The following is a 20,144-nucleotide window of genomic DNA, read 5'->3' on the forward strand; positions in this document are numbered from 1 at the left end:
AAGTTTGTTAAACATTTCACATTTAAGAGGGGAAATGAATATGAAAAAGCGTTTAGTTATGATCGGGAATGGTATGGCTGGTATACGCTGCATTGAAGAAATTTTAAAACTAGATTCAGGACTTTATGATATTACTATTTTTGGTGATGAACCTCATCCAAACTATAACCGCATTATGCTATCTCACGTCTTACAAGGAAAAACAAATATCCAAGATATCATTATGAACGAATACAGTTGGTACGAGGAAAATGATATTACGCTGTATACAAATGAAAAGGTAATAAATATTGATCGGGAAGAACAAGTCATCGTTACAGAAAAGAACCGTATTGTCATATATGACAAGCTCATTATCGCAACAGGGTCCAGCGCTTTCATCTTACCTGTTGAAGGCTCACAACTTCCAGGTGTAACAGGCTTTCGTACAATTGAAGATACACAATTTATGCTGGATGCTGCTAAGCGATATAAAAAGGCTGTCGTCATTGGCGGGGGATTACTCGGTTTAGAAGCCGCACGAGGGCTTATTGACTTAGGAATGGATGTTCACGTTGTTCATTTAATGCCTTACTTAATGGAGCAACAACTCGATGCCAAAGCCGCTTCATTACTGCGTGAAGACTTAGAATCACAAGGTATGAAGTTTCTTATGGAAAAGAAAACAGTGAAAATTCTTGGTACTGACCGTGTTGAAGGTATCCAATTTGAAGATGGCGATGTTGTAACATGCGATTTAATTGTAATGGCTGTTGGGATACGTCCAAATACACATTTAGCAAAAGATGCTGGTTTAATTGTAAATCGTGGCATAGTTACAAATGACTATATGCAAACAGATGATGAATCAGTCTATGCAGTTGGTGAATGTGCAGAACATGACGGTATTGCCTATGGTCTTGTTGCCCCATTATATGAACAAGGGACCGCACTGGCAAAGCATATAGCGAATTCACAAACAGATGGATATGCAGGTAGCATCGTCGGTACACAACTTAAAGTTGCAGGATGCGATTTATTCTCTGCTGGACAAATTTATGAAGATGACGTAACAAAAGCAATCTCAATCTTTAATGAGTGTACGCGTTCCTATAAAAAAGTATTAATCCGTGACAATAAAGTCGTTGGTGTTGTTTTATATGGAGACACTGCTGAAGGTACACGCCTCTTTAGCATGTTAAAAAAGGAAGAAGATATACAAGAATACACACCCGTCTCCCTTCTTCACAAAGCTGGTGAAGAAAGTGGACTTGACGTTGCCAGTATGAGTGCTGATGACACCGTTTGTGGATGTAACGGCGTGACAAAGGGAACAATCGTTCATGCTATTTTAGAACAAGATTTAACAACTTTTGAAGAAGTAAAAGGATGTACAAAAGCTGCCGGTTCATGTGGTAAATGTCGTCCAGTTGTTGAACAAATTTTATCTTATACTCTCGGGGATAGCTTCGATGCATCTGCACAATCCGTTGGTATATGTGGATGTACAACTTTATCACGTGATGAAGTTGTCACAGCGATTCATGAGAAAGGTTTAAAATCGCCAAAAGAAGTACGAAACGTCCTTGGCTTCGCACATGAAGATGGCTGTTCAAAATGCCGCCCTGCATTAAATTACTATTTACGTATGACACGCCCAGAAGAATATGCAGATGATAAATCATCCCGCTTCGTTAATGAAAGAATGAATGGCAATATTCAGCATGATGGTACATTTTCTGTTATTCCTCGTATGTACGGCGGTGTTACTACGGCAGATGATTTAATGAAAATTGCTGAAGTTGCTAAAAGATATGATGTGCCGCTTGTAAAAATAACAGGTGCAAGTCGAATCGGCTTATATGGTGTTAAGAAAGAAGATTTACCAAAAGTTTGGGCTGACCTCGATATGACTTCTGGTTATGCCTATTCGAAATCCCTTCGCAATGTAAAATCATGCGTCGGCTCTCGCTTCTGCCGCTTTGGTACAAAAGATTCATTAGGGCTTGGTATGTTACTTGAACAATCGTTAGAAATGGTAGATACACCTCACAAAATGAAAATGGGTGTAACTGGTTGTCCACGTAACTGTGCAGAAGCATTAACAAAAGACTTTGGCGTCGTTTGTGTTGAAAATGGCTTCCAACTTTATATTGGTGGCAACGGTGGTACAGAAGTGCGTGAAGCTGATTTTGTAATGATTGTCCCTACAGAAGAAGATGTACTTCGCATTGCCACAGCTTACGTACAACATTACCGTGAAACTGGTATTTACGGCGAACGAACAGCCCCTTGGGTAGAACGAATGGGATTAGCTCATATAAAAGAAGTGCTGCAAGATGAAAGCATGGTTACTATGCTAAATGAACGTTTCCAAAAAGCGCGTAACACATATGAAGAAGCTTGGGGACAAGCACTGGAAACTAGGTCATTAAAAGCCATGTATGAAGTAGAAACTGTAAAGTAAGGAGCGATCTACATGTTGCAAACTAAAGAAAAAATAAAAATAATGCATGCAGAAGACCTTCCTGTGCAAATCGGTAAGGAAGTGCGCATTAAGGATATATCCATCGCCTTATTTCGCCTTTCAAATGGTGATATTCGCGCTGTAGAAAATCGATGCTCTCATAAAAACGGACCTTTAGCCGAAGGAATTGTTTCTGGAGAATTCGTCTTCTGTCCATTGCATGACTGGAAAATTTCATTAATAACAGGTGAAGTTCAAAAGCCTGATGATGGTTGTATCCAAACATATGAAGTAGAAGTTATTGATGGTGATATTTATATATATATGTAACTTGTACAGGGAAGCCCTTTTTGGCTTCCTTTCAAGTAAAAATAGATGAGGTGTAGAGATGAACGGATACGTATATTTAGCTGGTGCAGGACCTGGTGATGAAGGACTTATTACTAAAAAAGCAATAGATTGCCTAAAACAAGCAGATGTTGTTTTATATGACCGCTTATTAAATCAAACTTTACTTCGCTATACAAAGCCAACATGCGAACTCGTCTATTGCGGAAAAATGCCAACAAATCATATTATGCGACAAGAAATGATTAACGCTCATTTAATTCAGTCTGCAAAAGAAGGTAAAACGGTCGTCCGCTTAAAAGGCGGAGATCCATCTATTTTTGGTCGCGTTGGTGAAGAAGCAGCCGCTTTAGCAGCAGAAAACATTTTATACGAGATTGTTCCAGGGATTACATCTAGTATTGCCGCTAGTGCGTATGCCGGCATCCCTCTTACCCATCGTAATTACAGTAATAGTGTAACTTTGTTAACCGGTCATACAAAAGGCGCAATTAGCGACCAAGTAAATTACAGCTCCCTCTTAAACAGCGATACAATTGCTTTTTACATGGGCGTTAAAAACTTGCCGGTAATTTGCGAAAATTTATTACAAACAGGAAGAAAAAAAGATACACCAGTAGCAGTCATTGAATGGGGTACAACTGGAAAACAACGAGTTGTTACAGGTACACTCTCCACAATCGTGGATGATGTGAAAAAAGAACAGATTTCAAATCCATCGATGACAATTGTTGGTGAAGTGGTGTCCTTACGAAAACAAATTGCCTGGAAAGAACACAAGCCACTACATGGAAAAAAAGTTTTATTTGCCTCTGCAACAAACAAAACAAGTATACTAGTGCAAAAGTTACAAGCAGCGGGCGCAGAAATATATCAAATACCAACTTTCAAAAAACAAAAATATGTATTAACACCTGAGCAGATTAGTGAAATTTTTAATGCTGAGCGCCTTGTTTTCTGCTCAGCTGAAAGTGTAGCAATCTTATTCCAATCATGTGCGCAGCATCAAAAAGATATTCGCTCCTTAAAAGCAACATTGCAGTATATGAATGTCGCTACACAGAAGGCACTTATGCAGTATGGGCTTTTAAGCTTACCTGCAACACTTTCCAACGAAACAACTGTTTATTTAGGTCGAAATATTAATCGAATTGCCGCCATTCAGGAAAAAATAGGTACTGGCTCTTATATCATGACACACGAATATACAATTGATCATCGTTTTGATGAAGTTCATTCACGTACACTGACTGAATTCACATGGGATAGCATTGTATTTGAAGGACGTGCTGCAATCGATACGTTTATCACAGAAGTAAACCGCCTTGGCTTCACAGATATTCTGAATTTACCATTCTCCTATATCGATGAACCAACTTTACAATATGCCAATAAAGTTGGACTTCATCACATTGATTATCAATTACAAGCTATCATCAATGAGAAAGAGGTGATAGCAAGATGAAAGGCATCGTTTATATTGGACACGGTAGCAGATTACAAGAAGGCAATAAACAGTTCATTCACTTTGTTCAGTCTGTTATAAACGAGCGAAGTGAAAATATCCAAAAAATTGGATTTCTCGAACTAACAACACCGACTGTTCAAGATGCGATTGTAGAAGCAATCACTGAAGGTGCAACTGAGATTTTAATTGTCCCTGTTTTATTATTTGCAGCGGCCCATTATAAACGTGATGTTCCTTTTGAAATTGAGAAAATAAAAAAGCACTATCCACACATTACATTTTCAGTTATACCACCTTTTAGTACACATCCGCTTATGATCGAACTTGTCATAAAACGAATACGTGAAGCTATGCCAATGCCAAATAGTGAAATCTTACTTGTTGGCCGTGGTAGCAGTGATTCTCAGCCTATACATGAATTAAGACAAATTGGGGCAGCTGCCCAGCAAAGACTCTGCTTGCCGGTTTCCTGCTCCTTTTTAACAAAAGGAACACCTTCTTTTACTGATGAACTCAATGAAAAGTCATCGCGCGCAAGGCATGTATATGTCATGCCTTATCTTCTCTTCACTGGGTTATTACTTCAGAAAATAAATCGGCATGCAAAAAAATATGCTAACGTTACAACCTGTAATTGTCTTCAATTTGATTCCTACATGAAATCTGCTTTATTAGAGCGAATGGAGGAATATGTACATGTATAACATTTATCCAATTATGTGTAATCTCCAAGGCAAAACGGTTGTGATCGTCGGTGGTGGAAAAATTGCATATCGAAAGGCAGCTGGTTTAAAGAATACAGGAGCTCGTGTCACGATTGTGAGCCCGTATATTTGTGAAGAAATGGAGAATCTCACCTATATTACATGGAAGGAAAAAATGTTTACAGAAGAAGATATTAAAGATGCTCATCTCATCTATGCTGCAACAAATCATCATGATGTAAATATGATGGTTAAACAAGCTGCACATGATTTTCAATGGGTTAATATCGTAAGTGATGGCACAGAGTCATCCTTTCATACACCTGCAATCATTCGAAATGACGAATATGTTATAAGCATATCAACTTCTGGTAAAAATCCATCCTTTGCAAAACGAATAAAAGAAAAACTAATGAAGATCCTTCCCCAAATTATAAAATAAAAAAAGATGAACGAATCCCCTCGTTCATCTTTTTAGCTTGCTTTAAAACCACCGCCAAGTACATCTCGTATATCGTGAATAACAACAAATGCATCTTCATCTACATTACTGGTTACTTGTTTTAATTTTACAAGCTCTTGCTTATTAATTACGACATATAGTACTTCTTTATTTTTTCCAGTATAACCACCGCGACCTTCTAAAACAGTAACACCCCGTGTCATATGTTTCGTAATCGTTTCACGAATTAAATCTGGTTGACTAGATATAATCGTAACTGCTGTTTTCGTATTAATTCCTTCTACAATGAAGTCGATTACTTTTGCTCCGATAAATACTGCAACGAGCGTATACATTGCTTTTTCTTGCCCAATAATGAATACCGATCCTACAATTACAACAATATCAATAAAAGACAAGATTTGTTCATCAGGCTCTACATACTTTTTCACATTCAATAATAGTTCATCCATCAATATTCCTCCAAATTCTATTCACTGTCGTAACACTTGAAAAGAATCCATGGATTACTACATAACCGGTATAATTCAGTTATAAAGTATAAAACGCGTTTCCAGTCAAAAAAAATTCTCAAAAAAATCCGCTATGTAATGGCACATAACGGACACACCTGCTAGCTTTGCGATATCTCTAATATTTGTCATGTGCTCACCTCTTTCTTTAACGTACGAAGTTCATAATCCCTTGTCAAATATTTATATCCTTACATAGATGTTCAGTTTCCTTACAAAAGTGTAATCCTCCTGTAAGCTAATTCGATAGTGACTTCCCTCTATATTTCGTACAATTAGGTCAGAAAGTAACAACAACCATTCGAAAAGGAGCGGATACGCATGATGAACAAAATAAAAATAAATAAACTCGTAAATACAATGAGCATGGTGTTATCTGCTCTTGTCGATGCAAAATCAGTTGCTCATTCATTAAATAAGTAAGGAGAGAGTATGATGAACAATATTACTTTTAACAAATTAGATTTTATCGGATTAGCTAGCGGCTCAGCTCTTCTTACAGCTTTCATTTATGCTGCTACGCTTCTATAATTTTGTGTCCCCTTTCCCCTTTATATAGATAGTAATAGAAAAGACGACCGTCTATGCCCGGTCGTCTTTTCCTATTTTTTATTTTGTTGTAATGTCTCTGTTAATTCTTCAAACATTGTATTTAATTGATCCGTCATCATTTTCATAGCCGTTTTTCGATCCACTGTCTCTCCCGCTTCAACTTGAATCGGATTACCAAAAATTAATTGTGCTCTTTTCCCCTTAATTAATTCTTTTACACTTGATGGCCCAACATAAGCTGCTGGTACTAAAGGAACATTAGAACGCATTGCAATCGTAACAGCTCCTGCTTTTAAAGAAACATCCTCTGTCGATCTCGTTCCACTTGGAAAAATCCCTACTACTTTCCCATCTTTTAATAAACGGGATGGAATTTTCAATGTACTTGGCCCTGGATTTGCGCGATCTACCGGAAAAGCATTTACATTCTTAAAGAACCAATTTGTAAATTTACTTTCAAACAGTTCCTTTTTGGCCATATAATGAATTTCCGTTGGGTACATCCCAGCTGCCAGCATTAAAACATCCATAAAACTCGTATGCGTACAAGCAATAACATACGGCCCACCTTCAGGTAATTTTTCTTTTCCTTGAACCTCCACTTTTCCAAGCGTTTTAAATATATATTTCAACAAAAATGTAATTAGCTTATACATTCGTTTCGTTCCTTTCTCAATATCCAAAGTTTAATTATTATCCTTACACCAATTATAACACTAAGTTTTAGTAGTTGGTAATAAAATTAAGTGACAATTTTCAAAAATTAATTCTTACAAAGGTGTAATCTTGCTGTAAGCTAATTCGATAGTTACTCCTGGTCGTATTTCATATAATTAAGACAGAAACAAGGGCAACAACAATTCGGAAAGGAGCGGATACGCATGATGAACAAAATGAAAACAAATAGATTTGTAAATACAATGAGTATGGTGTTATCCGCTCTTGTCGATGCAAAAGCGGTTGCTACTACATTAAACAAATAAGGAGAGATAACTATGAACAACATTACTTTTAACAAATTAGACTTTATCGGACTTGCAAGCGGCGCAGCTCTTCTTACAGCATTTATTTACGCACTTGCTCAAGGTCTTGTCCTATAAACTTGTTTCCCCTAACCCCTTTATATAGAGAAAAAGCTGCTCGTCCATAGACAAGCAGCTTTTTCAATTTGTTTCATATATAATTTGACCTGTTTTACTTATATCGTACCCACCAATTGCTCGTAGTTCATTTTGAAATTCTGTCGATTGCAGTATTTCTTTTACTGCTTCAATAAGTTGTTCATTTTCTTTATTTTTTAAGATTACTAAGTCATATTGTTCTTCCATAAGTGGAATAAAATCTACATTCACAATTTGTGCTACCTTTTCTGTTCCTATGCCGACATCAGCTTTCCTATTAGCAATTTGAGAGGCAACACCAAGATGATTAGACTCCTCCCAATTATATCCTCGAATATTTGCTTTATCTACATTTTGAATTCTCACCTGTTCATCTACTAGTACACGAATTCCCGATCCTTTTTCACGATTCACAAATTGAATCGATGAACGACTCAAGTCAGCCCACTTTTGTATTCCTTTTGGATTTCCTTCTTGGACATAAAACCCAACATTTCTCGCTAATAAGTTCATCACAATACATGGCTGTCCAACTAAAATTCGTTTTACATATGGGATGTTATATTCTCCTGTATCTCCATCAAACAAATGTAAACTAACGATACTTCCTTCTCCTTGAGACATTTTAATTAAACTCATTAAACTCCCCTGATAAGCCCGGAGCATACTAGAGCCTGTTAAAAATCTTTCAAGATGTTTCGCTAGCATATCTAATGTTAACTCTTGTCCACTAATTACACAGGAAGATTCTCTATTCTTCTCCTTTAGTTTCATAGAAGCAGTTTGTACTTTCCCTGTTTTCATTTGCTTAATATATTGTTCTAAGTCCACTGCATCGATGCGCATTTGTCTACCAACTCTGTAGGAAGGTAGTTCACCCTTTTTAATTAAATCATACACTGTTAACTTTGAGACTTTTAATCGATTTGCTACTTCTTCCGTTGTGTAGGAATGATGATCCATAGACGATTCCTCACTTTCTCTTTTCATTGTAACAAAGAAAGAAAATTTCTCCTATTTTTTCAAAAAGTGATTTATTTCACATTATATCTAATTATATCTATTTATAATTAAATATAATTAGTTATAATTAATATGGTGAAAAGAAAGGGGATTATATTTATGAACAGATTTACATTACGGTACATTGGGGTATTCATGCTTTCTTTCCTTCTTATATTTAGCTCGGCTTGCACAAGTGGAGAAAAAAAAGAAAAAACGACTGCTAAAGAAGAAAAGACAGTTGAACTTACGATATCTGCAGCTGCAAGTTTACAAGATGCTTTCAAAGAAATTGAAAAACAATATAAACAGAAAGAACCAAACATAAAGCTTTCCTTTAACTTTGGTGGTTCTGGTGCACTTCAGCAGCAAATTGAACAAGGGGCTCCTGCTGATATCTTCTTCTCTGCAGCAGAAGATAAATTTCAAACGCTTGTAAAAAAAGGATTTATTAATGAAAAAGAGGGGAAAAATCTTCTTGGAAATGAACTTGTTTTAGTCGTTCCAAAGGAAAGTTCCATTAAAACATTTCAAGAGTTAAAAGAAGAAAAAGTGAAGAAACTAGCAATTGGTACACCTGAATCTGTACCAGCCGGAAAATATGCAAAAGCTTCACTTACGCATGAAAATCTATGGAATGACCTCCAAAACAAAATTGTATTTACAAAAGACGTCCGCCAAGTGTTAACATATGTAGAAACAGGAAATGTAGATGCTGGAATTGTATACAAAACAGATGCTCTCATTTCAGACAAAGTAAAAATTGCAAATGCAGCACCAACTAATTCTCATGAACCGATCCACTATCCAGCAGGGGTTATAAAAGAATCCAAGCATAAGAAAGAGGCGACTTCATTCTATGAATATTTACAGTCAAAAGAGGCACAATCTATCTTTAAAAAATATGGATTTACAATTCTATCTTAACTACCATGGCATTTGATGCACTTTGGCCGCCTATTTTTCTTTCCTTACGAGTAGCTGCACTCGCCACCATTATTGTTATGATTTTCGGCACAATTATTGGACGAGTATTAGCTCGCTCCTCGTGGCGCTATAAAGTGTTATTAGAAACCATTTTTCTATTACCGATGGTGCTCCCGCCAACTGTTATTGGGTTCTTTCTCATTATTATTTTTGGGAATAACAGCCCAGTTGGTAAGTGGATTGAATCATTATTTCAACACTCTATTATGTTTACATCATGGGCTGCTGTCATCGCTTCAACAGTCGTTTCATTCCCACTTATGTATCAATCGGCCAAGACAGGTTTTTCTATTGCAAACGAGCAAATTGAAGACGGTGCCCGTGATCTTGGGGCCAGTGAATACCAAGTCTTCTTACATGTCACATTGCCGCTTGCATTCCCCGCACTACTTAGTGGAATGATCTTAAGCTTTGTACGTGCACTTGGTGAATTTGGAGCAACACTTATGTTTGCTGGTAACATTCCAGGAAAAACACAAACAATTCCTACAGCCATTTATATGGCGATTGACGCAAGTAACATGCAGCTCGCCTGGACGCTTGTTATCATAACAGTCGGTATGTCACTCCTATTCTTATTGTGCATCCAGCTAATTAATAAAAGAATTACTACTTCTTAAAGCGGCTTTCGACAAAAGCTGCTTTTTTATTTCCCGAAAAATAAATTGTTTTGTAGAATGAAACAATTTATCCTGCTGTTCGAGTGCTGTAAAACCCCATTGATTAAAGTTTCACTTTATCCCAACCTTACAAAATTGTAATCCTATTGTTAGCTAATTCGATAGTTACTATTTCCCACATTCCATATAATTAAGTTATAAAGTAAAGCCAATGGGAAATAGATTGTCCCCCTCTCCCCACTTCTTAAAAAGAGCTAAGTAACTTTATTCCCCCCATCCCCATTTAAAAAAGACCTCAATTTGAGGTCTTTTTTTATTTTGATAAAATAAAACTTTGATTAGCTTTTGCTGACTTTTGAGATAAGGTCTTACTAAGCTTAAAAAACGAGATTAAATAACAGAATTTTAATTTTTGTAGAAATATACATTCTATTTGAATTTACTTTCTAAAATAGGTACTTTCCTGTTATTATATTTAGGTATTTGAAAAAAATGAAGAAATGAAACCGCATTTATATCGTAAATTCTTCATCCTGTTTTAACAATCGGTAATCTTCCACTTTCTAAGTGGGAAATTACCGATCGTTAAAACGAAATTAAATTAAATTATATTGATATAGAAAAGTGAAGGGAGTCTTGTAATGGACATTTTATTAGCGCTTCTTCCTGCAATTGCATGGGGAAACGTCTTATTAGTAAGCGTAAAAATGGGCGGCGGTGCATATAGCCAAACATTAGGTATGACAATTGGTGCCTTATTCTTTGCAACAATTATGTATATATTTACTCAACCGGCTTTAACTATGACAATCTTAATCGTCGGTTTTATTTCAGGTCTATTCTGGGCTTTAGGACAAGCAAACCAATTAAAAACTGTTGAAAAGCTAGGTGTTTCAACAACTGTAACCATTTCAACTGGGATGCAACTTGTTGCGACTTCTATCTTTGGCGTTATCGCTTTCCATGAGTGGACTACTACTACTACGATTATTATGGGAACGATTGCAATCCTTTTAATTGTAATTGGTGTTGTCTTTACTTCACTAGATGATAAAGAAAATGCACAGCCACCGGGACAACTGAAAAAAGGGCTTTTAACTTTAATTGTTTCTACTTTTGGTTACCTTGTATATGTAATTATCATTCGTTGGTACAATATCGATGGTTGGTCTGCTATTTTACCGCAAGCGGTCGGTATGTTTGTTGGTGCAGTGGTACTGACATCTAAATATAAACCGTTTAACAAATATGCAGTTCGTAACATATTATCTGGTTTACTATGGGGAACAGGAAACTTATTCTTACTTCTTTCCTTACCACGAGTTGGAGTAGCAACAAGCTTCCCATTATCTCAAACTGGCATCGTTATCTCTACATTCGGTGCGATTGTCTTCTTAGGAGAAAAGAAAACGAAACGCCAAATGGGATTTATTGCACTAGGTAGTGTCCTAATTATCGGCGGTGCTGTTTTACTTGGTATGACAAAAGCATAATTACACAATCTATTACTAAACCCTCTGAAGCATACATGCTTCAGAGGGTTTTCTATTCATTAATCACTTTTCTTTCCAATCTATCTGTGTAATTTGATCTTTAGACATTTAAATTACCGCTATGACAAACAAAAGGGGACTTTCACTCGTTTTCTCTCTGTTTTAGCTTGGCAATCTATCCGCTTTTAAGCATGACCAGATGCTCTCTCACCTAAAAAGAAAAGGTTTATGTAGGTGTTTTAATTGGGATTTATATATTTTCAAAACTTTCATTCCTCTCTTACCAACCTATCAATAGCTAAATTACTATAAAAGTTAATATGGCATATACTAATCCTTATAGCAAATTCATATAAGTCTTTTCTTTTTACAAAGATCTCTCAAAGATGTTATCGTTTTTTATACCCTATTCTAATCAGGAAGGAATAAAGGATATGCTAAAGAAACATAGAATTTTATTTATTGGTGCTGGCCGTATGGCAGAAGCAATCTTTGCTGGACTTCTCAAAACAAGTAACGAACACATTGAAAAAATTATCGTATCCAATCGAAGTAACATAGAAAAGCTTAAACAATTAGAGAAAAAATATAATATCTCCATTACGAGTGATTGGACTCAACATATCAAAACTGTTGATACCATTGTTTTAGCGATGCCACCAGCTGCACATGAACAATTATTAGCAGCGTTATCTCCTCTTCTAACCAATCAATTTGTTGTAACGGTTGCTGCCGGGATTGGTCCATCTTACTTAGAAGAAAAACTTCCTCAAGGTACACCTGTTGCCTGGATTATGCCAAATACAGCTGCGACAATTGGAAAGTCTATTTCTCTATATACAATGGGACAGTTCGTAAATGCTGAACATCAAGAAACTTTACAATTACTCTTAAAGGGGATTGGTACAGCACAGCTATGCACGGAAGAAGAAGTTCATCAGCTGACCGCTGTTACTGGAAGTGCACCTGCCTTCCTTTACCATTTTGCTGAAGGTTTAATTGAAACAACAAAAAGCTATGGAATCGATGAAGCAACAGCAAAACATCTTGTTATCCAAATGATTGCTGGTTCTGCTGCTATGCTTGAGCAAGAACAAGATCCAGCTATGCTTCGTGAACAAGTGACAACACCAGGTGGTTCAACTGCAGAAGGTTTAAAAGTTCTATATGAAAATAATTTTTCGAAGATTATTTATCAAGCAATTGAAGCAACCAATAAAAAAGCTATAGGGAATTAATATGAAATTCACAAGCTTACACAACACTACATAACGGTGTGAAAACCCCTTGGTTTGGCTTAGGTGTTTTTTTAAGTTGAAGATGGCACAGAAGTAATTGATTCTGTAAAAGCAGCTATTAAAAATGGATACCGCAGCATCGATACAGCGGCAATATACAAAAATGAAGATGGCGTTGGTCCAGACCCTGATAATTTTGATTTTTAAAAACGAGAGTCACTATGCAATTGCACAGTGATCTTTCTTTTTATGTCCCTATTTAAGAGACTGAAAATTTAAACTATATTTCATTTCATTGACAGTTCATTTATCCGGGTGTAAGATTTTGAATAATCAAAGAAACAAAAAAATTAATACAAATTACTATGTTTACTCATTGTATCAAGAGAGGTGGAGGGACTGGCCCTTTGAAACCTCGGCAACAGGTTCACTTTGAATACTGTGCCACTTCCTGCAAGCATTATGCTTGAAAGATAGAATGAGGGACTTCGTTTATATACAGGTACATGCCTTGTAAACAAAAATCCCTCTTTCTCGATAAGAAAAGAGGGATTTTTTCTTTCCCTCAAAGTTGTTCATTAACTATTTTTTTAATACCCAAACAATTTAGGGAGGAATTTTACATGAAAAAGAAATTTGTACCTGCTGTCGCATCTGTTTTAGGAGCAAGTATTTTATTAACAGGATGCGGTAGCTATAAAGACGATGCAAGCGGAGCAAAAGCAAAAGATAAAGCACCTAATAAACAAGTATTGAACTTAGCTGCTGGTACAGAAATCCGCACAATGGATACTGCACGCGCTACAGATACTGACTCTGGTCAAGTAATGAGAAACGTATTTGAAGGTCTATATAACCTTGGTGAAGGAAACAAACCTGTGCCTGGTGTTGCAAAGTCTCATGAAGTCAGTCCGGATAAAACAAAATATACATTCCATTTACGAGATTCCAAATGGTCAAATGGTACACCCGTAACAGCGAAGGACTTCGTCTTTGCTTGGCAACGTGCAGTTGATTCAGCAACAGCTTCTGAATATGCCTTTTTATTCTTTGATATAAAAAATGCAAAAAAGATTAATAGTAAAGAGCTTTCGGCTGATCAACTTGGTGTAAAAGCAATCGACGACCACACTTTTGAAGTTGAATTAGAGCGTCCCGTTCCATACTTCATTAGCTTAACGGCATTCCCAACATTTTTACCGATTAATGAAGAATTCTTTAAATCACAAGGTGATAAATATGCATTAGAAGATAATAAGCTTATCTATAATGGGGCCTTTACATTAAGTGATTGGAAACATGAACAAAGCTTTAAGTTTAAGAAAAATACCAACTATTGGGATAAGGATAATGTGAAAATTGAAGAAATTAATTTTAATATCGTCAAAGATCATTCAACAGCCGTTAATTTATATGAATCAAAACAAATCGATCGACTTACTTTAACCTCTGATCTTGTTGATAAATATCGCAAAGATAGTAACTTTAAAGAACGACCAGATGTTGGTGTACAATTCGTACGAATGAATCAAAAAAATAAAACGTTACAAAATGTAAATATCCGCCAAGCTATCGATAAATCGATAGATAAAAAGGCATTTGTAAATGTTCTCTTAAATGATGGCTCTCTTCCTTCTTATTCTCTAGTTCCAAAAAACTTTGCAAAGGGACCAACTGGAAAAGATTTTCGTGAGGAGAATGGCAATTTAACGAAAGAAAATACAAAAGATGCTCAAAAATTCTGGAAGCAAGCAAAACAAGAATTAGGTTCTGATATAATTTCAATTGAATTATTAACAAGCGATAATGACCTTTCGAAAAAAACTGGTGAATATTTAAAAGAACAACTAGAGAAAAATCTAGAAGGCTTAACAATTAACTTGAAGCCTCAACCACGTAAACAACAAGTCACATTATTGCTACAAGGAAATTATGATATTGCTGTTGATGGCTGGAGCCCTGATTTTGCTGACCCGATTACATTCTTAGAATTATTTACAACTGATAACTCATACAACTTAGATCACTATTCTAATAAAGAATTTGATGATTTAATCCAAAAAGCAAAAACTGATTTTGCTGGTGATGAAAAAGCACGTTGGGAAGCTTTAAAACAGGCAGAAAAAATCTTATTTAAAGATGCTGTTATCTCTCCTCTCTATCAAAATGGAACAACATACTTAGAACGTTCTTATGTAAAAGGAATAGTTGAAGTTGATTTTGCAGGACCACTTAACTTCAAATGGGCAAAGGTTGAGAATTAATCTCACCTTATAGAAGTTAATTTTAACGAAAGCTTCGATTACAAGAGAAAAAGGGTATCCCCCAAAAGGATGCCCTTTTTCTTTATGCTTCTTTTACTAACTGCCTCTTTCCCTTTAATACAGATAATAGTCCTACAGCGATGAAAGCTAAAATTTGTGTAATAACAATTATAAATAATAGAGAGATAATATTTTCTTTTAAATTTCCACCACCAAATATTATTGTATAATAACCATTTGCAGCGTACGTTTCGGGAAATAATTTATTTCGAGCACATACATAATTACATGAAATTGGGAAAAACTTGTATGGAAGGAACGATACACTAAGGAGGAATATATTATGAGAATTTTACTTTCAGTTTTATTAGCACTTATGCTAGTACCTGCGCTAACAGGTTGTACTGCACCAAAAAAGGAAACTCCAACTTCTGATAAGAAAACAATGGACGAAGCTAAAAATGAAGCACCTCAAGATTTAAAACTTAACTTTAACGAATTTCACTTAAATGCAGACTACCAAGATACGAAGAAAGATTATGAAGCGGAGTACAAAAGTAAAGGTGCAGACAAAAAGATGGAAGGAAAGATTGAGGATCACAAGACAGATGTAAAGCTAACGAGTGACAAAGCTATTGCCAAACTAAGTCCACTTCTACAAAAGTTAACATTTGATAAAAATACACCTGATCAAGAAGTAATTGATCAAGTGGTAGACGTATTCCAACTTGATAAAGACTACCAAAAATTCGACTTAGAAGTTGTGTTCTCAGATGGAACGAAGAAAGAGTATAAGAAGGAAGTAAAATAAAGAAGTAGGCAAATGCCTACTTCTTTATTTTTTGCTTACTTTTTCGCATGTCGTAAGCTTAGCTCAGAACCAATCATATACTCTAAACCAGATACAGATAATTTTTGCAAATAAGAATCTGTCGGGAACATAATCGGAATTAAAGGATATTCTGTAAACATAATATCTTCTTCTTTCATACCTTCTTCTAACAACGCTTTTGCAGCAGTTGGATTATATTTAAAGGAATTCTCTTTTTTGTTTTATACTAAGGCAAAGGACAAATAAAATCCTCTCTATGTAGAAAGGAGAGCTACGATGGATCCATTACTTATGGCAGTTATAGGATTACCATTAACAATCGTAATATTAGTTATCATAGGCTTCTATAAATTATTTATGAAAAAGAAAAATATAACTTCCTTTTATACTCCATTCGATAACATTACTGGGCAAACAATTTCAGAATTTCATGAAGAGCAAAAAGTCTTAGTAGCTGAAGATGAAGATGGGGATGGGGACGGGAAAAAGAAAAAATAACCTTGCGCATTGCAAGGTTATTTTTGTGCTTCTTTTTGAAAGCGTTTATAGTACGTTGAAGCTGTTGAAAAATGAACTTCTATATCACGAATTAACGACGAATCTTCATCTTTCGCTAATTTCTCTAACTTTTTCATTGCTTGTTCTGTCTCATTTAAGAAGCCAACATATAGCTCATGTTCTTGTTCTTTTGACTTCGGTACACGAATTTCTTTGCGCATATGATCGATATCCGTTAACATACTCGTGGTTACTTTTTGTACATCTTCTTTAAACTTAGGATATACTAGTGCCTTCCCCCCTTTTTCCTTCGCTTCTTCCCATAATTTTACTGCTTCATTTAACTCTTTGTTCATTTTCTCATCATACTTATTATGCACATCACGATATACTCTCATATCTTCTTTCTGCTCTGCCGATTGTTCTACTTTTTCTTTCGGTTCTTTCGGTTCTTTTGTATCCTTATCTCCATTACACCCTGCTAAAAGAAGCATTCCTCCAAGCAAGACAATACTCCACACTTTCTTCATCTCTTACTCTCCTTTTGTCTACATCTACTACTTATCTCCACTTGCTATTATAACGAGAACCATTCAAACTTTACACTTATGACCGTACTTTTATACACATATCACCATTTTTGTCACAGTATCGTCACTTTATACGCCCAGAATCTTCACAGCTCTTCTTCTGCACCTTACAAAACTGTAAGCACACATCTGAAACATAGCATGCTAGACTTACATATGAATGAAGCATCCCTACCTAAGGTTGAATTATCCATTTATTCAGAAAAAAGGAGACTAACAATATATATGTACAACAAAATGATGTTTATGGAAGAAGAACTTTCCGTTCTTATTCGTAAAAGATCACTCCATATCAAAAATACAGAAAGTCTTCGCCGCGTATTAAAGAAGAGAACCGCTCCACTTAGACTTGCCCGTTACTTAAAACAAGTGCATACAGACAAATACGACACCGCCCTAAACATATCTGATGAATCACTAACAATTGAAATCATCGGGCATGTCTATATCGGAAACTTTGCAGATATTTTGAAAGCTATTCCTCGTATACCAAAAATTGCTCCGATAATCGTAGAAAGAGCTTATAGAATTACGGACCATACAGATATTATTGACTGCGGTGAAAAAGAGGTTGATTCAAATCGATGGGTTTGGGATAAATTAGCTATTTTATACGATGCAATCATGAATAATATGTATGAGCTGCTCCAAGAAAATAACAAAAAGAGCTAATTCAAAATATACTTTGAATTAGCTCTTTTTTAGTATTCTTATGCCTCTATATCCTGCTTTTCCCGAAGTACAAACTGTCTTTCACTACGCTTTGCCATAAAGATATAACATAAAACCGCTCCCACTTCACATAGGGCAATCACAATTCCCATAGGAAGTGCTGTGTTACTACCTCCAATCCCAACTAAAGGCGCAACAAGTGCTCCAGAAATGAACTGTAGTAGACCAAGTAAAGCTGATGCTGTTCCTGCAGCTTGTTTTTGATTTCTCATTGCTAGTGAAAAACCTGTTGTCGATACAACCCCAACACTTGATACAACAAGAAATAACGAACATAAAACACCAATCAACCCTGCTCCTAGTACAATCATAAGAAGTAAAGAAAGACCACCAACAGCTGCAATTCCAACGCCCATTACAAATAATGTTGTCTCATTTACTTTCCCCGCTAAACGTCCAGTAATTTGGCTAGCAATAATAATCCCAATACCATTAATCGCAAAGAATAAACTAAATGCTTGCGGTGATGCCCCGTATATATTTTGCAACACAAACGGAGAGCCCGAAATATAAGCAAACATTGCTGCTGACACTAAGCCTTGTGACAAAGCATACCCCATAAATAAGCGATCTTTCAGCAAATTCCCATATGTCGCTAATGTTCCTGCTAAACCACCTGTTTCTCTCTCCTCAAGAGGCAATGTCTCACGCAATACAAAAATAGCGGATACTAACATAAATACACTTATCACTCCAAGAACGATAAAGACCCCGCGCCATGATGTAAACTGTAACAATTGTCCTCCAATAATTGGAGCCAAAATAGGCGCTGCTCCGTTTACTAACATAAGCAGTGAGAAAAACTTTGTCATCTCCGAACCTGAGTACATATCACGTACCATAGCACGTGATATAACAATACCTGCTGAGCCTGAGGCCCCTTGTAAGAAACGTAAAAGAACTAAACTCCAAATAGATGGTGCAACGGCACACAATAAAGAAGATGTAACATAGATAATAAGAGCAATAATAAGCGGTTTGCGCCGTCCATAAATATCACTAATTGAACCAACAAATAATTGTCCAACCGAAAGCCCTAGTAAGCAAGCTGTTAAAGTAAGCTGAGCAAGAGAAGCATTCGTTTGTAAATCATCCGTTAATTTTGGTAACGAGGGCAAGTACATATCAATGGACAATGGCCCAATTGCTGTGAGTGTCCCTAATACAAGAATCATCCATAACCTGTTTACTCTTACAGGTTTATATACATCGTGATTACTTTCATTCACTTACATCATTCACCCTTTCCATTATAAAATTCGAATCGTAACAATTATAGTTACATCTCTAAAGATACGTCAAGTATATCGTACTTTCCTTTGTAACTAAATGAAAAAACCCTTAACTGAATACCCACATTCAACGGAGACGGATCTTCTCTATCTATGATATGTAACTTCATTCAGATTCCTAATACTAGATTTAGAAGCCCTTCATCGTATTATAGTATCTCAGATAAACTCCACCTCAATATTTTTAATACATGATTTAATAACCCTGCTCCAAAGGCTAATGATTTCAATACTTCGATTTCTTCCACTAGGACAGTAATAAATACATAACAGTTACTTTCAATATCAAAATTGGTTATTATACTAGCAAATTCGTCCTTTCTTCGGATAGTTTGATAGTATCATTTTTCCAAGAAAACGAATTTTTTTTATGCATCTATTTTTGAATATGTATGAATTTTACAACACCCTCAAAATAAAAAGCTGACTGTATAAGTCAACTTTTTCTAGTTCTATGCTCGTCACTCAATCACTGTTCCTTTTTACTTCTATTTACATTCCACTTTACTAACAATTATATGAAACTACTCATATAAAATTATTTTAACAGTAATTTATTAGACTTTTATGATATTTGTTTGTTTTTTCCTCCTCCCTTGTTACAATAGTACTTTGGTTAATATGAAACTAACAAACTACTAAAAGGAGTATTATTAAGAAATGTTAAAAAAAGCTGCATCAATTATCTTAGCATCAAGCATACTTTTTATTCCTATAAAAGGGATGGCTGAAACTGTATCAACTTACAATACAGCAATTAAAACAAATGAAACTGTAAAAAAAGGATGGTTACAAAACAATAATAATTGGTATTTCTTAAATTCAAGCGGAGTCATGCAAACAGGATGGCTTTTTGATAGCGGGGCTTGGTATTATTTAAGCACTAGTGGCGCTATGAAAACAGGGTGGCTTTTTGATAACGGAGCTTGGTATTACCTAAACTCTAATGGCGCTATGAAAACAGGGTGGCTTTTTGATAACG

20 protein-coding genes, 3 pseudogenes and 1 riboswitch are annotated in these 20,144 nt (G+C 35.7%); of the genes and pseudogenes, 17 read left to right on the forward strand and 6 right to left on the reverse strand.

Going from position 1 to position 20,144, the window contains the following annotated elements; genetic code table 11:
• Nucleotides 1–40 precede the first annotated feature (40 nt).
• Genes nirB through C564_RS0124105 form a run of 5 tightly spaced genes read left to right on the forward strand, consistent with a single transcriptional unit; the run spans nt 41 to nt 5,408 of the window.
• The gene (gene nirB, locus C564_RS0124085) at nt 41–2,446 is read left to right on the forward strand and encodes a nitrite reductase large subunit NirB (RefSeq protein ID WP_018767152.1); all 2,406 of its coding nucleotides are present in this window, start codon (nt 41–43) and stop codon (nt 2,444–2,446) included.
• 12 nt (nt 2,447–2,458) lie between these two features.
• Nucleotides 2,459–2,776: a nitrite reductase small subunit NirD gene (nirD, locus tag C564_RS0124090; RefSeq protein WP_003194479.1), complete on the forward strand. Its 318-nt coding sequence runs from the start codon at nt 2,459–2,461 to the stop codon at nt 2,774–2,776.
• A 58-nt stretch (nt 2,777–2,834) separates the two neighbouring features.
• Nucleotides 2,835–4,259, forward strand: a complete 1,425-nt coding sequence (locus C564_RS0124095) for a uroporphyrin-III C-methyltransferase (protein ID WP_003205558.1) — start codon at nt 2,835–2,837, stop codon at nt 4,257–4,259.
• The gene (locus tag C564_RS0124100) at nt 4,256–4,966 is read left to right on the forward strand and encodes a sirohydrochlorin chelatase (RefSeq protein WP_018767153.1); all 711 of its coding nucleotides are present in this window, start codon (nt 4,256–4,258) and stop codon (nt 4,964–4,966) included. Before C564_RS0124095 ends, C564_RS0124100 begins: the two co-directional genes overlap by 4 nt.
• The gene (locus C564_RS0124105) at nt 4,959–5,408 is read left to right on the forward strand and encodes a precorrin-2 dehydrogenase (RefSeq protein WP_018767154.1); all 450 of its coding nucleotides are present in this window, start codon (nt 4,959–4,961) and stop codon (nt 5,406–5,408) included. Before C564_RS0124100 ends, C564_RS0124105 begins: the two co-directional genes overlap by 8 nt.
• Before the next feature lie 32 nt (nt 5,409–5,440).
• Here C564_RS0124105 and C564_RS32570 read toward each other — a convergent pair whose 3' ends face one another.
• Nucleotides 5,441–5,881 (reverse strand): YitT family protein, encoded by a 441-nt coding sequence (locus C564_RS32570; RefSeq protein WP_003194487.1) that lies wholly within the window; start codon nt 5,879–5,881, stop codon nt 5,441–5,443.
• Nucleotides 5,882–6,376: 495 nt separating this feature from the next.
• Between C564_RS32570 and C564_RS35340 the strand changes: the two genes are divergently transcribed.
• Nucleotides 6,377–6,472 carry a DUF3948 family protein gene (locus C564_RS35340; protein ID WP_018767156.1) on the forward strand — a complete coding sequence of 32 codons (96 nt, stop codon included), beginning with the start codon at nt 6,377–6,379 and terminating at the stop codon, nt 6,470–6,472.
• 71 nt (nt 6,473–6,543) lie between these two features.
• On the opposite strand, the gene C564_RS0124130 is transcribed toward C564_RS35340, so the two are convergent.
• Complete coding sequence (locus C564_RS0124130; RefSeq protein WP_026008688.1) at nt 6,544–7,149, reverse strand: lysophospholipid acyltransferase family protein; 606 nt, start codon at nt 7,147–7,149, stop codon at nt 6,544–6,546.
• A 339-nt stretch (nt 7,150–7,488) separates the two neighbouring features.
• On the opposite strand from C564_RS0124130, the gene C564_RS35345 reads away from it, so the two are divergent.
• Nucleotides 7,489–7,593, forward strand: coding sequence for a DUF3948 family protein (locus tag C564_RS35345; RefSeq protein WP_016116987.1), 105 nt, complete (start codon nt 7,489–7,491; stop codon nt 7,591–7,593).
• A 63-nt stretch (nt 7,594–7,656) separates the two neighbouring features.
• Here C564_RS35345 and C564_RS0124145 read toward each other — a convergent pair whose 3' ends face one another.
• On the reverse strand, nt 7,657–8,604 hold the full coding sequence (locus tag C564_RS0124145; protein ID WP_003194491.1) for a substrate-binding domain-containing protein: 948 nt from the start codon (nt 8,602–8,604) through the stop codon (nt 7,657–7,659).
• Nucleotides 8,605–8,736: 132 nt separating this feature from the next.
• On the opposite strand from C564_RS0124145, the gene modA reads away from it, so the two are divergent.
• From modA to C564_RS0124175, 7 genes and pseudogenes are all read left to right on the forward strand, one after another.
• A complete protein-coding gene (gene modA / locus C564_RS0124150) occupies nt 8,737–9,543 on the forward strand; it encodes a molybdate ABC transporter substrate-binding protein (RefSeq protein WP_018767158.1) in 807 nt (268 codons plus the stop codon).
• Nucleotides 9,544–9,548: 5 nt separating this feature from the next.
• Nucleotides 9,549–10,223, forward strand: a complete 675-nt coding sequence (modB, locus tag C564_RS0124155; RefSeq protein WP_003194495.1) for a molybdate ABC transporter permease subunit — start codon at nt 9,549–9,551, stop codon at nt 10,221–10,223.
• A 641-nt stretch (nt 10,224–10,864) separates the two neighbouring features.
• Entirely contained in the window at nt 10,865–11,716 is an 852-nt protein-coding gene (locus tag C564_RS0124160; RefSeq protein WP_003194497.1) for a GRP family sugar transporter, read from the forward strand.
• Between the two features lie 434 nt (nt 11,717–12,150).
• Entirely contained in the window at nt 12,151–12,954 is an 804-nt protein-coding gene (gene proC / locus C564_RS0124165) for a pyrroline-5-carboxylate reductase (protein ID WP_018767159.1), read from the forward strand.
• 38 nt (nt 12,955–12,992) lie between these two features.
• A pseudogene (locus tag C564_RS36380) lies at nt 12,993–13,134 on the forward strand (aldo/keto reductase); the annotation flags it as partial.
• A 195-nt stretch (nt 13,135–13,329) separates the two neighbouring features.
• A riboswitch (SAM riboswitch) is annotated at nt 13,330–13,434 on the forward strand.
• Nucleotides 13,435–13,577: 143 nt separating this feature from the next.
• On the forward strand, nt 13,578–15,218 hold the full coding sequence (locus C564_RS0124170) for a peptide ABC transporter substrate-binding protein (protein WP_018767160.1): 1,641 nt from the start codon (nt 13,578–13,580) through the stop codon (nt 15,216–15,218).
• 343 nt (nt 15,219–15,561) lie between these two features.
• Nucleotides 15,562–16,029: a YusW family protein gene (locus C564_RS0124175; RefSeq protein WP_018767161.1), complete on the forward strand. Its 468-nt coding sequence runs from the start codon at nt 15,562–15,564 to the stop codon at nt 16,027–16,029.
• A gap of 35 nt (nt 16,030–16,064) precedes the next feature.
• Here the strand turns inward: C564_RS0124175 and C564_RS0124180 are convergent.
• Nucleotides 16,065–16,205 (reverse strand): annotated as a pseudogene (locus C564_RS0124180) (peptide-binding protein); the annotation flags it as partial.
• A 121-nt stretch (nt 16,206–16,326) separates the two neighbouring features.
• On the opposite strand from C564_RS0124180, the gene C564_RS0124185 reads away from it, so the two are divergent.
• Complete coding sequence (locus C564_RS0124185) at nt 16,327–16,548, forward strand: DUF3951 domain-containing protein (protein ID WP_018767163.1); 222 nt, start codon at nt 16,327–16,329, stop codon at nt 16,546–16,548.
• 17 nt (nt 16,549–16,565) lie between these two features.
• On the opposite strand, the gene C564_RS0124190 is transcribed toward C564_RS0124185, so the two are convergent.
• A complete protein-coding gene (locus C564_RS0124190; RefSeq protein ID WP_018767164.1) occupies nt 16,566–17,078 on the reverse strand; it encodes a hypothetical protein in 513 nt (170 codons plus the stop codon).
• A gap of 285 nt (nt 17,079–17,363) precedes the next feature.
• Between C564_RS0124190 and C564_RS0124195 the strand changes: the two genes are divergently transcribed.
• Entirely contained in the window at nt 17,364–17,810 is a 447-nt protein-coding gene (locus C564_RS0124195; protein WP_018767165.1) for a hypothetical protein, read from the forward strand.
• Between the two features lie 38 nt (nt 17,811–17,848).
• On the opposite strand, the gene C564_RS0124200 is transcribed toward C564_RS0124195, so the two are convergent.
• Nucleotides 17,849–19,045, reverse strand: coding sequence for a multidrug effflux MFS transporter (locus C564_RS0124200; protein WP_026008691.1), 1,197 nt, complete (start codon nt 19,043–19,045; stop codon nt 17,849–17,851).
• 777 nt (nt 19,046–19,822) lie between these two features.
• Here C564_RS0124200 and C564_RS32575 point away from each other — a divergent pair.
• Nucleotides 19,823–20,144 (forward strand): annotated as a pseudogene (locus C564_RS32575) (glucosaminidase domain-containing protein); the annotation flags it as partial.

It is taken from the genome of Bacillus sp. 105MF, assembly GCF_000374885.1.
In the GTDB taxonomy this organism is placed as follows: domain Bacteria; phylum Bacillota; class Bacilli; order Bacillales; family Bacillaceae_G; genus Bacillus_A; species Bacillus_A pseudomycoides.

What these genes read in the sequence shown, in the direction of transcription:
- nirB (WP_018767152.1), top strand. Translation starts at nt 41, where the DNA reads ATGAAAAAGCGTTTAGTTATGATCGGGAATGGTATGGCTGGTATACGC.
- nirD (WP_003194479.1), top strand. Translation starts at nt 2,459, where the DNA reads ATGTTGCAAACTAAAGAAAAAATAAAAATAATGCATGCAGAAGACCTT.
- C564_RS0124095 (WP_003205558.1), top strand. Translation starts at nt 2,835, where the DNA reads ATGAACGGATACGTATATTTAGCTGGTGCAGGACCTGGTGATGAAGGA.
- C564_RS0124100 (WP_018767153.1), top strand. Translation starts at nt 4,256, where the DNA reads ATGAAAGGCATCGTTTATATTGGACACGGTAGCAGATTACAAGAAGGC.
- C564_RS0124105 (WP_018767154.1), top strand. Translation starts at nt 4,959, where the DNA reads ATGTATAACATTTATCCAATTATGTGTAATCTCCAAGGCAAAACGGTT.
- C564_RS32570 (WP_003194487.1), bottom strand. Translation starts at nt 5,881, where the DNA reads ATGGATGAACTATTATTGAATGTGAAAAAGTATGTAGAGCCTGATGAA.
- C564_RS35340 (WP_018767156.1), top strand. Translation starts at nt 6,377, where the DNA reads ATGAACAATATTACTTTTAACAAATTAGATTTTATCGGATTAGCTAGC.
- C564_RS0124130 (WP_026008688.1), bottom strand. Translation starts at nt 7,149, where the DNA reads ATGTATAAGCTAATTACATTTTTGTTGAAATATATATTTAAAACGCTT.
- C564_RS35345 (WP_016116987.1), top strand. Translation starts at nt 7,489, where the DNA reads ATGAACAACATTACTTTTAACAAATTAGACTTTATCGGACTTGCAAGC.
- C564_RS0124145 (WP_003194491.1), bottom strand. Translation starts at nt 8,604, where the DNA reads ATGAAAAGAGAAAGTGAGGAATCGTCTATGGATCATCATTCCTACACA.
- modA (WP_018767158.1), top strand. Translation starts at nt 8,737, where the DNA reads ATGAACAGATTTACATTACGGTACATTGGGGTATTCATGCTTTCTTTC.
- modB (WP_003194495.1), top strand. Translation starts at nt 9,549, where the DNA reads ATGGCATTTGATGCACTTTGGCCGCCTATTTTTCTTTCCTTACGAGTA.
- C564_RS0124160 (WP_003194497.1), top strand. Translation starts at nt 10,865, where the DNA reads ATGGACATTTTATTAGCGCTTCTTCCTGCAATTGCATGGGGAAACGTC.
- proC (WP_018767159.1), top strand. Translation starts at nt 12,151, where the DNA reads ATGCTAAAGAAACATAGAATTTTATTTATTGGTGCTGGCCGTATGGCA.
- C564_RS0124170 (WP_018767160.1), top strand. Translation starts at nt 13,578, where the DNA reads ATGAAAAAGAAATTTGTACCTGCTGTCGCATCTGTTTTAGGAGCAAGT.
- C564_RS0124175 (WP_018767161.1), top strand. Translation starts at nt 15,562, where the DNA reads ATGAGAATTTTACTTTCAGTTTTATTAGCACTTATGCTAGTACCTGCG.
- C564_RS0124185 (WP_018767163.1), top strand. Translation starts at nt 16,327, where the DNA reads ATGGATCCATTACTTATGGCAGTTATAGGATTACCATTAACAATCGTA.
- C564_RS0124190 (WP_018767164.1), bottom strand. Translation starts at nt 17,078, where the DNA reads ATGAAGAAAGTGTGGAGTATTGTCTTGCTTGGAGGAATGCTTCTTTTA.
- C564_RS0124195 (WP_018767165.1), top strand. Translation starts at nt 17,364, where the DNA reads ATGTACAACAAAATGATGTTTATGGAAGAAGAACTTTCCGTTCTTATT.
- C564_RS0124200 (WP_026008691.1), bottom strand. Translation starts at nt 19,045, where the DNA reads ATGATTCTTGTATTAGGGACACTCACAGCAATTGGGCCATTGTCCATT.